The organism is Zeimonas arvi (assembly GCF_008039575.1).
Lineage (GTDB): Bacteria > Pseudomonadota > Gammaproteobacteria > Burkholderiales > Burkholderiaceae_E > Zeimonas > Zeimonas arvi.
In genome coordinates this window covers 95690-109366 of record NZ_VDUY01000006.1, presented here as the reverse complement: position 1 = coordinate 109366, position 13677 = coordinate 95690, and the positions used below count along the sequence as shown (strand labels likewise).

At 72.3% G+C, this 13677-nt stretch carries 14 protein-coding genes; 9 read left to right on the top strand and 5 right to left on the bottom strand.

Annotated elements, in window-relative coordinates; all coding sequences use genetic code 11:
• Window positions 1–40 precede the first annotated feature (40 nt).
• Together FHP08_RS14850 and FHP08_RS14845 are read right to left on the bottom strand one after the other, a co-directional pair.
• The gene (locus FHP08_RS14850; RefSeq protein ID WP_147705275.1) at window positions 41–1366 is read right to left on the bottom strand and encodes an O-acetylhomoserine aminocarboxypropyltransferase/cysteine synthase family protein; all 1326 of its coding nucleotides are present in this window, start codon (window positions 1364–1366) and stop codon (window positions 41–43) included.
• Between the two features lie 16 nt (window positions 1367–1382).
• Window positions 1383–1853: a CoA-binding protein gene (locus tag FHP08_RS14845; protein WP_147705274.1), complete on the bottom strand. Its 471-nt coding sequence runs from the start codon at window positions 1851–1853 to the stop codon at window positions 1383–1385.
• A 74-nt stretch (window positions 1854–1927) separates the two neighbouring features.
• On the opposite strand from FHP08_RS14845, the gene FHP08_RS14840 reads away from it, so the two are divergent.
• Complete coding sequence (locus FHP08_RS14840) at window positions 1928–2692, top strand: PhaM family polyhydroxyalkanoate granule multifunctional regulatory protein (RefSeq protein WP_147705273.1); 765 nt, start codon at window positions 1928–1930, stop codon at window positions 2690–2692.
• A 4-nt stretch (window positions 2693–2696) separates the two neighbouring features.
• A complete protein-coding gene (locus tag FHP08_RS14835; RefSeq protein ID WP_147705272.1) occupies window positions 2697–3902 on the top strand; it encodes an FIST signal transduction protein in 1206 nt (401 codons plus the stop codon).
• A 69-nt stretch (window positions 3903–3971) separates the two neighbouring features.
• Here FHP08_RS14835 and FHP08_RS14830 read toward each other — a convergent pair whose 3' ends face one another.
• The 3 genes from FHP08_RS14830 to FHP08_RS14820 form a co-directional block, all read right to left on the bottom strand.
• A complete protein-coding gene (locus tag FHP08_RS14830) occupies window positions 3972–5537 on the bottom strand; it encodes a cryptochrome/photolyase family protein (RefSeq protein ID WP_222707909.1) in 1566 nt (521 codons plus the stop codon).
• Complete coding sequence (locus FHP08_RS18790; protein WP_323808905.1) at window positions 5521–5604, bottom strand: DUF2256 domain-containing protein; 84 nt, start codon at window positions 5602–5604, stop codon at window positions 5521–5523. The genes FHP08_RS14830 and FHP08_RS18790 overlap by 17 nt, the downstream gene beginning before the upstream one ends.
• A 115-nt stretch (window positions 5605–5719) precedes the next feature.
• Complete coding sequence (locus FHP08_RS14820; RefSeq protein ID WP_225879154.1) at window positions 5720–6700, bottom strand: MerR family transcriptional regulator; 981 nt, start codon at window positions 6698–6700, stop codon at window positions 5720–5722.
• 210 nt (window positions 6701–6910) lie between these two features.
• On the opposite strand from FHP08_RS14820, the gene folE2 reads away from it, so the two are divergent.
• The 7 genes from folE2 to FHP08_RS14785 are packed head-to-tail and all read left to right on the top strand — an operon-like array spanning window position 6911 to window position 13677.
• Window positions 6911–7711 carry a GTP cyclohydrolase FolE2 gene (gene folE2, locus FHP08_RS14815; protein WP_147705270.1) on the top strand — a complete coding sequence of 267 codons (801 nt, stop codon included), beginning with the start codon at window positions 6911–6913 and terminating at the stop codon, window positions 7709–7711.
• Window positions 7712–7721: 10 nt separating this feature from the next.
• On the top strand, window positions 7722–9038 hold the full coding sequence (locus FHP08_RS14810; protein WP_147705269.1) for an NAD(P)/FAD-dependent oxidoreductase: 1317 nt from the start codon (window positions 7722–7724) through the stop codon (window positions 9036–9038).
• Window positions 9038–9823 carry a DUF1365 domain-containing protein gene (locus FHP08_RS14805; protein ID WP_147705268.1) on the top strand — a complete coding sequence of 262 codons (786 nt, stop codon included), beginning with the start codon at window positions 9038–9040 and terminating at the stop codon, window positions 9821–9823. The genes FHP08_RS14810 and FHP08_RS14805 overlap by 1 nt, the downstream gene beginning before the upstream one ends.
• A complete protein-coding gene (locus FHP08_RS14800) occupies window positions 9820–11136 on the top strand; it encodes an SAM-dependent methyltransferase (RefSeq protein WP_147705267.1) in 1317 nt (438 codons plus the stop codon). The genes FHP08_RS14805 and FHP08_RS14800 overlap by 4 nt, the downstream gene beginning before the upstream one ends.
• Entirely contained in the window at window positions 11133–11750 is a 618-nt protein-coding gene (locus tag FHP08_RS14795; RefSeq protein ID WP_187272318.1) for a chalcone isomerase family protein, read from the top strand. The genes FHP08_RS14800 and FHP08_RS14795 overlap by 4 nt, the downstream gene beginning before the upstream one ends.
• The gene (locus FHP08_RS14790; protein ID WP_147705265.1) at window positions 11747–13054 is read left to right on the top strand and encodes an MFS transporter; all 1308 of its coding nucleotides are present in this window, start codon (window positions 11747–11749) and stop codon (window positions 13052–13054) included. The genes FHP08_RS14795 and FHP08_RS14790 overlap by 4 nt, the downstream gene beginning before the upstream one ends.
• Window positions 13051–13677 (top strand): DUF3833 domain-containing protein, encoded by a 627-nt coding sequence (locus FHP08_RS14785; protein WP_147705264.1) that lies wholly within the window; start codon window positions 13051–13053, stop codon window positions 13675–13677. Before FHP08_RS14790 ends, FHP08_RS14785 begins: the two co-directional genes overlap by 4 nt.

Genomic DNA, 13677 nt, shown 5'->3' with positions numbered 1-13677 from the left:
CCGCGCCGGCGAAGAACCCGCCGCGTGCGCGGGCCCGCGCTCAAGCCTGCTGCGACTTCGCCAGCGCCTGGCCGATGTCCCACAGCAGGTCGTCGATCGACTCCAACCCCACCGACAACCGGATCATGTCCGGCGTGACGCCGGCCGCGCGCTGCTCGGCGTCCGAAAGCTGGCGATGCGTGGTCGAGGCCGGGTGGATGACCAGCGTGCGCGCATCGCCCACGTTGGCCAGGTGGCTCATGAAGGTGGCCGCCTCGATGAACTTCTCGCCGGCGCGCTGGGCGGCCGCGGCATCGTCGCCGCCGGTCCTGCCGGCAGGCGGCTTCACGCCGAAGGACAGGATGCCGCCTGCGCCGCGCGGCATGTAGCGCCGAGCGAGCGCATGGTAGGCGCTGTCCTTCAGGCCGGGGTAGTTCACCCACGACACCAGCGGATGCGCCGCCAGGAACTCGGCGACCCGCTGCGCATTGGCCACGTGCCGGTCCATCCGCACCGGCAGCGTCTCGATGCCCTGCAGCAGCAGCCAGGCCGACAGCGGCGCGAGCGTGGGGCCGAGGGTGCGGGCGATCTCCATGCGCGCCTTCATCGTGAAGCCGAAGTCGCCGAAGGTCTCGTAGAAGCGCACGCCGTGGTAGCCCTTCGAAGGCTCGACCATCTCGGGGAACTTGCCGTTGTCCCACGGAAACTTCCCGCTCTCGACGACCACGCCGCCCATGGTGGTCCCGTGGCCGCCCAGGTACTTGGTGGCCGAGTGCACGACGATGTCGGCGCCGTGATCGAGCGGGCGGCACAGGTAGGGCGAGGCCAGCGTGTTGTCGACGACCAGCGGCACGCCGTGCTCGCGGGCGATGGCGCCGACGGCGGCGATGTCGAGCACGTTCAGGCGCGGGTTGGCGATGGTCTCGGCGAACACTGCCTTGGTGTTCGGCCTCATCGCGCGCCGGAAGTTCTCGGGGTCGTCGGGCTCGACGAAGCTGCACTCGATGCCGAAGCGCGCGAAGGTGACCGCGAACTGCGACCAGGTGCCGCCGTACAGGGTGTTGGCCGCCACGATGTGGTCGCCCTGCGCGCACAGCGTGAGCATCGCGACCATCTCGGCCGCCATGCCGCTGGCCGCGGCGATCGCGGCGCGCCCGCCCTCGAGCGCCGCCACCCGCTCCTCGAGCACGGCCACCGTGGGATTGGACAGCCGCGAGTACACGTTGCCGAAGGTCTGCAGGTTGAACAGGCTGGCCGCGTGCTCGGCCGAGTCGAACACGAAGGAGGTGGTCTGGTAGATCGGCGCGGCGCGCGCCCCGGTGGCCGGGTCCGGGATCTGGCCCGCGTGCAGGCACAGGGTCTCGATGCCGAATTCGCGGTCGCTCATGATGGTTTCCTCGCGTTCAGTAGGCGAGCCAGCGCGGGCGCCTGGCCGAGATGACCTTCGTGTTCACGCCGGCCCAGTTCAGGCCGCCGAACAGGCGCGCGTGCTCGATCTTCACGCAGCGGTCCATCACCGAGTCGAGACCCGCCTCGCGGGCGAGCCGGTCGGCCTCGAGGTTGAGCACGCCGAGCTGTTGCCAGAGCGTCTTCGCGCCGATCTCGATCGCCTGTCGCGCGATCGGCAGCACGTCCTCGGTGCGGCGGAACACGTCGACCATGTCGACCTTCTCCGGGATGTCGCCGAGCGACGCGTAGCAGCGCTCGCCGAGGATCTCCGGATACTTCGGGTTCACCGGAATGATCCGGTAGCCGTGCTCCTGCATGTACCTGGCGGCAAAGTAGCTGGGCCGGTACCAGTCGGCCGACAGGCCCACCACTGCGATGGTCCGGTTGGTCGCCAGGATTCGGCGAAGGGTCTCGATGTCGGACATGGCGATGCGCTCCGGTTCTGCGTGCTATTTTACGGACGACACCTCGCCGTCACGGTCTGACAGGAATCGAAGCAATGACCACGCCTTTCGGAATCGGTGACCTCTCGGCGATGGGACTGCCCGGCGGCAACCCCTTGCAGGGCGCCGGCATCCTCGAGACGATGGATCTGGTCCGGAAGGCCTGGGCCGCGTTCTCGCTGCCGCCGAACATGGCGCCCACCATGGATCCCGACGAGGTCGCGCGCCGCGTGTCCGAGCTGAAGGCCGTCGAGCAGTGGCTGACGATGAACCTGGGCATGCTGCGCGGGACGATCCAGGCGCTCGAGATCCAGCAGGGCACGCTGGCCGCGCTGCGCGCCTTCGGCGTGGCCGGTGCGGCCGGGGCGGCGGCGGCAGGCTCGTCCGCAGCGAGCGACACGGCGAGCGCGAGCGGCGCAGAGGCCGCGGCACGCGAATCCGCCGCCGCTCGCGAGACCTTGCCTGGCGAGTCGAAGGCGGACTCGGCCGAAGAGGCCCCGGCGGCCGATGCGCCATCCGCTCCCGATGCGCTGAACCCCGTTGCCTGGTGGGACACGCTGCAGAAGCAGTTCGGCGAGATCGCCGCCGCCGCGCTTGCCGGGGTGCCGGCGGCCATCGATGCGGCGACCGGCGCCGGCCACCCGGCAGCCGGCGCGGCAGGTGCCGCGGCCGAGGCGCCCGAGGCCGGGGGCGCGGCCGGCACCGCGAGCAAGGCAAGGAAGGCCAGGTCCGGCGGCACGCGTGCGGCTGGCGGCCGGGCTCGGACAGGCAAGTCCGCCGCGCCGAAGCGCGGCTCGGGCCGGGGCCGCACGCAGGGCTGACGCCATGCCGCGCTTTCGCCACGCCCATGCCTCGCACCCCGACTGGCGCGTGGCGGTCGACCTCGTGCAGGCGCAACTCGATGCGCAAGCCGCGCAGCCGGCTTTCGCCAGGAACGGCACGCTCGGCATCGTCTACGCCGCCGGCGCGCTCGGCGAGCGCCTCGACGCGATCCGCGACGCGCTCGCGCACCGGCAGCCCGGCGTGCGCTGGGTGGGCGCGGCGGTCGAGGGCGTCTGCGCCGCCGACGCCGAGTACGTCGACGCGCCCGCGCTGGCGCTGATGATCTGTGCCTTGCCCGAGCGCGCGTTCCACGTCTTCTCCGGGCGCGCGCCGCTGCCGGGGGACGAGCGCGCGGCCGACGCGATCGAGTCGGCGCTGGTCCATGCCGACCCCGCCACGCCCGACCTGGCCGAGCTGCTGGTCGATCTGTCGCTGCGCACGCGCACCGGGCGGCTCTTCGGCGGGGTGGTGGGCGGCGAGCCCGACGAGGACGATGGCCAGGCCGACCAGCTGGCCGGTGAAACGATCTCCGGCGGCGTCTCCGGGGTCGCCTTCGGCCCGGGTGTCGGCCTGCGCTCCCGCGTGACCCAGGGCTGCTCGCCGCTGGCCGGCGAGCACGTGGTCTCTTCCTGCGAATCCCACTACATCCAGTCGCTCGACGGACGTCCCGCGCTCGACGTGATGCTCGACGACCTCGACGTGCCGGCCGAGGCCCGCGCCTCGCGCGACGGCGACGAGATCCTGCGGGCGCTGCCCGCCGAGCGGCTGGCGCGCGGGCTGATGATCGGCTTCGCGCCCGCCGACGCGCCGCGCGGCTTCGGCTTCGGCGACTACCTGGTCCGCAACGTGGTGGGCATCGACCCCGAGAACCGCCTGCTCGCGGTCGCCGCCCGTCCCCAGGAAGGCGATCGCGCCGTGTTCTGCACCCGCGACCGCGCCGCCGCCCGCGCCGACCTGATCCGGATCTGCACCGAGCTGCGGGACGAGCTGGAGACCGAGTCGCTCAGGGTGCTCGGCGCGCACTACGTGAGCTGCGTGGGGCGCGGCGCCCACCTGTTCGGCGGGGCCGGCGCCGAGTTGCAGATCATTGCGCACAACCTGGGCGAGATCCCGCTGGTGGGCTTCTTCGCCAACGGCGAGATCGCCGGCGACCGGCTGTACGGCTACACCGGCGTGCTCACCCTCTTCGTCGAGCCGCGGGAGGCCTGACCCGCCGCCGAAGCGCAGCGGACCGCGCAGGCGAAGCGCAACGGACCGCGGCGGCGCCGCAAGGCCGGCTCAGAGCGCCTCGATCCGGGCCAGCATCGACTCGCCCAGCTCGCGTATCCGCGCGCGCTCCGCGTCGTCCATCCGCGCGGCCGAAGCGGCCATCAACGCGGTGCGCGGATTGGCCGCGAGTTCCGGCCGGTTGGCGTCGAGGAAGCACCAGTACAGCACGGTGAACGGACATGCCCGGGAGCCGCTGCGCTCTCGCGGGCGGTAGCGGCAGCCGGCGCAGTAGTCGCTCATCCGGTCGATGTAGGCGCCACCGGCCGCGTAGGGCTTCGAGGTGAAGCGGCCGCCGTTCGCGTGCAGGGCCATGCCCGCCACGTTGGGCAACTCGACCCACTCCACCGCGTCGACGTAGACCGCGAGGAACCAGTCGGACACCGCTCGCGGCGCGAGCCCCGCCAGCAGCGCGAAGTTGCCGATCACCATCAGGCGCTGGATGTGATGCGCGTACCCCCGGCGCAGGGTCTGACCGATGCAGGCGCGCAGGCAGGCCATCCCGGTGTCGCCGGTCCAGAACCAGCCGGGCAGCGGCCTGTCGTGGCGATGATGATTGGCCTCGGCCAGGCCGGGCATGTCCAGCCAGTAGACGCCGCGGACGAACTCGCGCCAGCCGAGCACCTGGCGCACGAAGCCCTCCACCGAAGCAAGCGGGGCCGCGCCTTCGCGCCAGGCGCGCACTGCGGCATCGATCGCCTCGCGCGGGTCCAGCAGCTTCAGGTTGAGGCTCGAGGACAGCAGCGAATGCCAGCCGAAGGGCATGTCGGTCCACATCGCGTCCTGCCATCGGCCGAAGGACGCGAGCCGGGTCGCAACGAAGTGATCGAGGGCCGCACGCGCCTGCGCCCGCGTGACCGGCCAGCCGAAGTCCTCGAGCGAGCCGGGATGATCGGGGAAGCGGCGCTCGACGAGCGCCAGCACCTCCAGGGTGGTCGGGTCGGGCGCGAAGCGCGGCGGTCGCGGTGTCTCGCCGGGCCCGCCGGCCGGGAAGCCGCTCCGGTTGTCGGCGTCGAAGTTCCAGCGCCCGCCCTCGGGATTGCCTGCCTCGTCGACCAGCACGCGATGCGCGATGCGCATGCGCCGGTAGAAGAACTCCATCCTGAGCGTCTTCTGGCGCGCCGCCCACTCGGCGAAGCGTTCGCGCGAGCAGAGGAAGTGCGGATCGGCGAAGCGGACCGAACGCAGGCCGAGCCGCTCGCACAGCGCCATGACCGCGCGCTCCAGCCGCCACTCGCCCGGCTCGACCCAGTGCAGCTCGGCCGGGCGCCAGCGCGCGATGGCCGCCTCGAGCCGCTCGACCAGGCCGTCCGGGCCCGCGGCGTGGCGCGGGTCGTCCAGCGCCACGTAGTCGACCGGAATGCCGCGACCGGCGAGCGATGCCGCGTGATGGCGCATGGCCGCGAGGAAGAGCGCGATCCGGGCGCGATGGCTCCACACCGCGCGGGCCTCGCCGGGCGCCTCGATCATCAGCACCCGGTCGCGGGACGGATCGATCCCCGCCAGCGCCGGCGACGAATCGTGGAGCTGGTCCCCCAGGATCAGGACCAGCCTGCGCAGCTCAGCTTCGGCGGGCACGACGACAGGCGTCCGAGCAGTAGCGAACTTCGTCCCAGCAGCGCGCCCAACGCCTGCGCCAGGTCATCGGCCGACCGCAGGCCGCGCAGTCCTTGGCCGGCAGCAAGGCCTTGCGGCCGCGCCGCTGGCGCTCGGAGCGGAGCTCGCCCATGCTCGCCTGCCCGGTGGCCGGTGGCCCGCCTTCAGCGAAGCCCCGGGACGGCGGCCTTGCCCTGCCCGCGCTCGTTGCGCCAGCGCGCCAGCTCGCCCGGGATGTCGTCGAGCTCGCGCAACACGCGCACGCCTTCGGGCGGGCGGCGCTGCAGGACGGCGCAGCGGCCGCCGGCCCAGATCTCGGTCTGCGCCGGCAGGCCGGCGCGCAGCTCGCGCAGCCCGTCCAGGACCTGGTTGGGGCTCAGGACCGGCGAGAACGACAGCGCGACGATGTCCGCCCGCTGCGACTGCGCCGCGCGCACGATGTCGATCAGCGGCGTCTGCACGCCCAGCGACCAGCAGCGGCACCCGTCGAGCGCCAGCAGGGCCTCGGCCATCAGCAGCCCAAGGCCGTGGGCCTCGCTCGGGAATGTGGTGAGCAGGACGCGCGGCCCGCCGTTCGCCGGCGGGATGTTCGCGATCGCGTTGCGCAGCACCACCTGCATCGACTCGGTGTACAGGTGCTCCTCGTAGACCTCGATCTCGCCGCGCGCCCAGCTGGCGCCGATCAGTTCGTTCAAGGGCGCCGCCCGCTCCATCACGAAGCGCCCGATCCCCAGCCGCAACGCCGCCTGGGACAGTGCGCCGCGCAGCGCCTCGACGTCGTGGGCCCGGACGAGATCGATGAAGCGATGCAGCTCCTCGTCGGGCAGCTCGTCGGCGCTGGCCGGCCGCGCCGCGGCGGCGGCCTGGCTGGCGAGCGCCTGCAGCGCGTCGATCGGCTGGCGAACGACCCGCCCCGGGCGATGGCCCGCGTCGAGCAGCCGCCGCAGCACCCGTAGCTTCTCCACGTCCTGCTGCGAATACGCGCGCTCGCCCTGGTCGTCGCGCCGCGGCAGGGGGAAGCCGTATCGGCGTTCCCAGACCCGCAGCGTGTCCTTCGACAGTCCGGTGTCGCGTTCGACCGCGGCGATGCTCAGGGTCAGCGACCCGCTCATGGACGGCAGGCCGTCGTCTTCCTTGTTTGTCATGGACAAATCATTGACCTGGGGAGAATTTCAACCTAGTATAGCCTCATGTCCATGATTTGCCCAGGACATTCCATCGATTCGCCCAGTTTGGAAATTTAATAGTCATTTCGTGACTGATTAGTTCATTTCGATGTACGATCTAGCCCTCCCCGCCCCGCGCGGTGTCGCGAACCCGGTGGCCCACCCGAATCCCGAACGGAGTCCGAGTCGATGAACGCTCCCGAGAAGCTTCTCCTGCCCGACATTCAGTCCACCGCCGACGCCCGGCAGCTCGCGATCCAGCGGGTCGGCGTGCGCGGCATCGTCTTCCCGGTGACGATCGCCGGCGCGGGTGGCGCCCAGGCCTCGGTCGCACGGGTCGACATGTACGTCGGCCTGCCGGCCGACCAGAAGGGCACCCACATGTCCCGCTTTCTCGAGGTGCTGCATGTCCAGGACGAACCGCTCTCCTACGCCGCGCTCGACCGCCTGATGGTCGCGATGCTGGACCGGCTCGAGGCCGACAGCGGCTGGATCGAGATGCGCCTGCCCTACTTCGTGAAGAAGGCCGCGCCGGTTTCCGGCGTCGAGAGCCTGATGGACTACGAGCTCACGCTGCGCATCGAGGCGCGCGACGGGCTGCGCCGGCAGACGCTGAAGGTCCTGGTGCCGGTCACCAGCCTGTGCCCCTGTTCGAAGGAGATCTCGGCCTACGGCGCGCACAACCAGCGCTCGCACGTCACCATCGCGGCCCGGCTGTCGGCCGGGCTGCCGGTGGAGTCGCTGATCGAGGTCGCCGAGCAAGCGGCGTCCTGCGAGCTGTGGGGGCTGCTCAAGCGCCCGGACGAGAAGTACGTGACCGAACGCGCCTACGAGAATCCGAAGTTCGTCGAGGACCTGGTGCGCGACATCGCGCTTGCGCTCGACCGGATTCCCGCAGTCGAGGCCTACACGGTCGAGTCGGAGAACTTCGAGTCGATCCACAACCACTCGGCCTACGCGCTGATCGAGCGCGAACGGCCGGCGGCCTGAGGTCACATCGATGCGCATCGCGATCATCGGCTCCGGCATCTCCGGATTGTCGGCCGCCTGGCGGCTCGCCCCGGATCACCAGGTCACTCTCTTCGAAGCCGACTCGCGCGCGGGCGGCCACACCAATTCGGTGGACGTGACGCTCGACGGCACCACCCACCCGGTGGATACCGGTTTCCTCGTCTACAACGAGCGGACCTATCCGAATCTGATCGCGCTCTTCGCCGAACTGGGCATCGCCACGGCGAAGTCCGACATGTCCTTCTCGGTGTCGGTGGGCCCGCACCGACTCGAGTGGTGCGGCTCGAACCTGGCCAGCCTCTTCTCGCAGCCCGCCAACGCCCTCAAGCCGGCCTTCTGGCGGATGCTGGCCGACATCCTGCGCTTCAACCGGCAGGCCACCGCGCTCGCCCTGCGTGGCGAGGCGGCCACCGCCGAGCTGTCCGAGCCGCTGTCCGGCTTCCTGGCGCGCGAGCGCTACGGCGCGGCCTTCCGCGATCACTACCTGCTGCCCATGGCCGCGGCGATCTGGTCCTGCCCGATGAAGCAGATGCTCGAGTTCCCGCTCGGCAGCTTCGTGCGCTTCTTCCACAACCACGGGCTGCTGCAGGTCGACGACCGCCCCCAGTGGTTCACCGTGACCGGCGGGGCCCGACGCTACGTCGACAGGATCCTCGCGGCCCTGCCCGACGTGCGGCTCGCCACGCCGGTGCGCGGCGTCTCGCGCCACGGCACGGGCGCCGCGGGCCCGGTCCAGGTCGTCACCGACGCGGGCATCGAGCGATTCGACCAGGTGGTGCTGGCCTGCCACAGCAGCCAGACCCTCGCGCTGCTCGCCGATGCCGACGACGACGAGCGCCGCATCCTGAGCGCCATTCCGTACCACCCCAACCGCGCCTGGCTGCACACCGACGCGAGCCTGATGCCGCGCCGGCGCAGCGCCTGGGCTGCCTGGAACTACCTGAGCAACGGCGACACGGCCTCCCCCGAGGTCTCGGTCACCTACTGGCTGAACCGCCTGCAGCCGCTGCCCTTCCGAACGCCGGTGTTCGTGAGCCTGAACCCCCTTTCGGAGCCGGCGCCGGACAAGGTGATCGCCCGCTTCGACTACGAGCACCCGATCTTCGACGCGGGCGCGGTGACCGCGCAACGGGCGCTGGCCGCCGTGCAGGGCCGCCGCCGGACCTGGTTCGCCGGCGCCTGGACCGGCTACGGTTTCCACGAGGACGGCCTGAAGTCGGGCCTCGCCGTGGCCGCGGCGATCGCCGCGCTACCGGCGGCCTCCGGCGCTGCACCGCTTGCTCCCGCGCTGGCCGAGGCGGCGTGATGCCGGCACCGGGCGAACGGTTCGAACGCTGGCGGCTCGCCTTCGGCGAAGTCCGCCACACCCGGCTGAGGCCGGTTCGTCACGCGTTCCGCTACCCGGCCTTCTTCGTGCGGGCGCCGCTGTCCGAGCTCGAGGCGCCGCGCGGAAGCTGGCTGTTCGGCGCGAACCGCCCGGCGCTGCTGTCGATGCATGCCACCGACCATGGCGACGGCCGGCCGGTGGGCGTCTGGCTGCGCGCGATGCTCAGGCATTCCGGCGTGCGCGCAGACGGCGAGATCTGGCTGCACGCCTTTCCGCGCGTGCTGGGCTATGCGTTCAAACCGGTGAGCTTCTGGTTCTGCCATCGCGCCGACGGCGCGCTGGTCGCGATCGTGGTCGAGGTCAACAACACCTTCGGCGAACGCCACTGCTACCTGCTGGCCGACCCGGCCGGCGCGCCGCTGAAGTCGGGCGCCGAGTTGCGGGCGGCCAAGGTCTTCCACGTGTCGCCCTTCTGCTCGGTGGAAGGGGGCTACCGCTTCCGATTCGTGACGAACGCCGAGCGCGCCCTCGCCCGCATCGACCACGACGACGCCCAAGGCCCCCTGTTGCTGACCAGCCTGAGCGGGCGCTTCGCGCCGCTTGCCGGCCGCTCGCTCGCGCGGGCCCTGCTTGGCCACCCGCTCTTCACTTTCGGCGTGATCGCCCGCATCCACTGGCACGCACTGCGGCTGTGGCTGCGCCGCGTGCCCTTCCATCGCAAGCCCGAGCCCCCGCGCCCCATCGTGACCCGAGGAACGCCATGACCCGAACCGCGCAACGGATCGCCATCGATCGCACCGATCCCGTCTTCGGACCGGCCGCGCCTGGCGCGCAGCCCGCCTCCGTCGACCGCTTCCCGCCCGATGCGCCGCGCGCGGCGCGGCTGGTGCTCGCGATGCTCGGCCGGCTCTCGCGGGGCGAGCTCACGATGCGCCTGCCCGACGGCAGCGTGCGGCGCTTCGGCACGGGCGCGCCGCGCGCCGCAATCCGGCTCGAGAACTGGCGCGTGTTCGAGGTCGCGCTCGCGCGCGGCGACGTGGGCTTCGCGGAAGCCTGGATCGACGGCGGCTGGCACACCGACGACCTGGCCAGCCTGCTGTCGCTGCTGGTCGCCAACCGCGACGCGCTCGAGCGCGCCGTCTACGGCAGCTGGCTGGGCCGCATCGCGGGCCACCTGCGGCACATGCTGAACCGCAACTCGCGCGCCGGCTCGCGCCGCAACATCCACGCGCACTACGATCTCGGCAACGGCTTCTACCGGCTCTGGCTCGACCGGAGCATGACCTACTCCAGCGCGATCTTCGACGCGGCCCCGGCGATGGGCGGCAAGGGGAGCGGCGGCGCGGCGATCGGCGGCGCGGAAGACCCGCTGCTGCGGGCGCAGCACGCGAAGTACGACCGCATCCTCGACCGCCTCGGGCTCGCGCCGGGCGCGTCCGTGCTGGAAATCGGCTGCGGCTGGGGCGGCTTTGCCGAGCGCGCGCTCGCGCGCGGGCTGCGGCCGACCGGCCTCACGATCTCCAGCGAGCAGCACGCCTGGGCGCGCGAGCGGCTGGCCGGGGCGGGCGGCGATGCGCGCGCCGACATCCTGCTGCGCGACTACCGCGACGAGCGCGGCCGCTACGACGGCATCGCCTCGATCGAGATGTTCGAGGCGGTCGGCGAGGCGTACTGGCCCGCCTACTTCGAAACGCTGAAGCGCTGCCTGAAGCCCGGCGGACGCGCGGTCGTGCAGACGATCACCATCGACGACGCGCTCTTCGATCGCTACCGCCGCGGCACGGACTTCATCCAGCAGTACGTGTTCCCCGGCGGCATGCTGCCCTCGCCGTCGCGCTTCCGCGCGCTGGCGCGCGAGCACGGCCTGGAAGTGACCGACGCCTTCGCCTTCGGGCCGGACTACGCCCGCACGCTGCGGATCTGGCGCGAGCGTTTCATGGCTCGCCTGCCCGAGGTCCGCGCGCAAGGCTTCGACGAGCGCTTCGTGCGCACCTGGGAGTTCTACCTCGCCTATTGCGAGGCGGCCTTCGCGCACGGCAACACCGACGTGGTCCAGTTCACGATGGAGGCCCGGTGATCGCGGGCCGCAGGCGCGCGACGGCGGGCGGCGCGATCGCGCTGGCCGCGCTGGCGCTGGCCGCAACGACGCCGGCCGGCGCCGGCGCGCGCGCCGCGGCAAGCGCGGATGCGCCTTCCACGACGACGGATGCGCTGCCCGCCTCGGTGCGCGCCGCGCTCGGCACCCCGCTGCTCGCGGGCTCCGGAAGCCTGCGCTGGTTCGGTTTCCGGATCTACGACGCCACGCTGTGGACCGGCCCCGAGGGGGCGGATCCACTCGACCCCGCGCGCCGGCCCTTCGCGCTGGAACTCCGCTACGCGCGTTCGCTGTCGGGCACGGCGATCGCCGAGCGCAGCGCCGAAGAGATCGCGCGGCTGGGCCTGGGCGATGCCGAGGCGAGGCAGGCCTGGCATCGACGGATGCAGCAGCTCTTCCCCGATGTGTCCGACGGCGACCGCATCCTCGGCCTGCACCGGCCCGGCCAGGCCGTCCGCTTCTACCTGAATGGCAGCCCGCTGGGCGAGGTTGCCGACCCTGGCTTCGGGCCGGCCTTCTTCGCGATCTGGTTCGACGCGCGCACCGTGGCGCCCGAGCTTCGCCAGGCCTTGCTCGGGCCGGCGGCTTCGCGATGAGCGCGGTCGGGAGCCAGGCGCCGCGGCTGCCGGGGCTGGCCGCCTACGGCGCGCTGCGCATGCCGCTCGCGCTGCTCGAGCTGCCGCTGTTCGTGCTGCTGCCCGCCTTCTACAGCCAGCAGTTCGGCATGGAGCTCGCCCTGATCGGCGCCATCCTGTTCGGCACCCGACTGGTCGACGCGCTGGCCGACCCGCTGATCGGCGCCGCGATCGACCGCTCGCGCCACCCGGCCGGCGGCTGGGGCTACCGGCACTGGCTGTGGGCCGCCTTGCCCGCGCTGGCCGTCGGCTTCTGGGCGATGTTCTCGCCGCCGGTCGACGGCGGCCTGCTCGCGGTCTGGCTCGCGCTGGCCTCGGTGCTGACCTACCTCGCCTACTCGGTCGCGTCGATCGCCTACCAGGCCTGGGGCGCTGAGCTGGGCCGCACCGAGCGCGACCGCGCCCGGGTCACGGGGATCCGCGAGGCCTTCGGCCTGGTCGGCGTGGTCGCCGCGTCGACCCTGCTCGCGCCCGAGAACGCGCCGATGCTGGTGGCCGGCTTCGTGGTGCTGTCCGCGCTGGCGGCGCTCGCGCTGAACTGGGCGCCCGGCGGCAGGCTGGCCGGCGCAAGCGACGCCGCCCCCCGGCCGTCGACGCCGTCGCTGCGCGGCACCTGGGCATCGGTCGCCGGCAACCGCGCCTTCCGCTGGTTGCTTGCCGCCTTCATGCTGAACGGCGTGGCCACCGCGATCCCCGCGACCCTGGTGCTGTTCTTCGTCCGCGACGTGCTGCACGCGGAGACCCAGGTGCCGCTCTTCCTGGCCAGCTACTTCCTGGCCGGCGCGCTGGGCATGCCGCTGTGGATCGCGCTGGCCGGCCGGATCGGCCTGCGCAACGCCTGGCTGCTCGGCATGGCCTTCGCGGTGCTCGCCTTCGTCTGGGCGCTCGGCCTGGAGCGCGGCGACGTGTGGCCCTTCTGGGTGGTCTGCGTGCTGACCGGCCTGGCGCTGGGCGCCGACCTGGCGATGCCGCCCGCGCTGCTGGCCGCGGTGATCGCCGGCCATGGCGACTCGGGCCGGCGCGAGGGCGCCTATTTCGGGCTCTGGAACCTGGCGACCAAGTTCAACCTGGCGCTCGCCGCCGGCCTCGGCCTGCCGCTGCTCGCGCTGTTCGGCTACGTGCCCGGCGCGAGCGGCGAAGCGCCGCTGTCGCTGACGCTGGCCTACGCGGCGCTGCCCAGCGCGCTGAAACTCGCCGCCGGGGCGCTGCTGCTGACCGCGCCGCTGCCGGAGCGCGAGCGCGAGCGCATCGGAGTGCAGTCATGAAACCGATCGATCACACCGTCCCACCGTCGCGCCGCCGGCTGCTCGGTCTCGCCGCCGGCGCGGCCACGCTGGCCGCCGCGGGCCCGCTCGCCGGCTGCGCAGCGATCGAACCCTCGGCCTATGCGAACGAGAAGCCGGCGCTCGACCTGAAGCGCTACTTCGACGGCACGGTCGACGCCTGGGGCGTCTTCCAGGACCGCTCGGGCCGGATCGTGCGCCGCTTCGTCGTGGCGATCCGCTGCAGCTGGCAGGGCGACGTCGGCACGCTGGACGAGGACTTCGTCTACTCGGACGGCAGCACCCAGAAGCGGATCTGGACCCTGCGCAAGGCGGGCGAGGCCGCCCCCGGTGGCGGCGTCACGCCGGCAGGCGGCACCGACGCCGGCGTCGTGCGCTGGACCGGCACCGCGGCCGACGTGGTCGGCGAGGCGCGCGGCGAGGTCTCCGGCAACGCCTTCAACTGGCGCTACACGATGGCGCTCGAGGTCGACGGCCGCACCTGGCACGTCGACTTCGACGACTGGATGTATCTGGTCGACGAGCGCACGATGATCAACCGCGCGGTGATGAGCAAGTTCGGCGTGCGCCTCGGCGAAGTGCTGCTGTCCTTCCGCAAGCGCTGA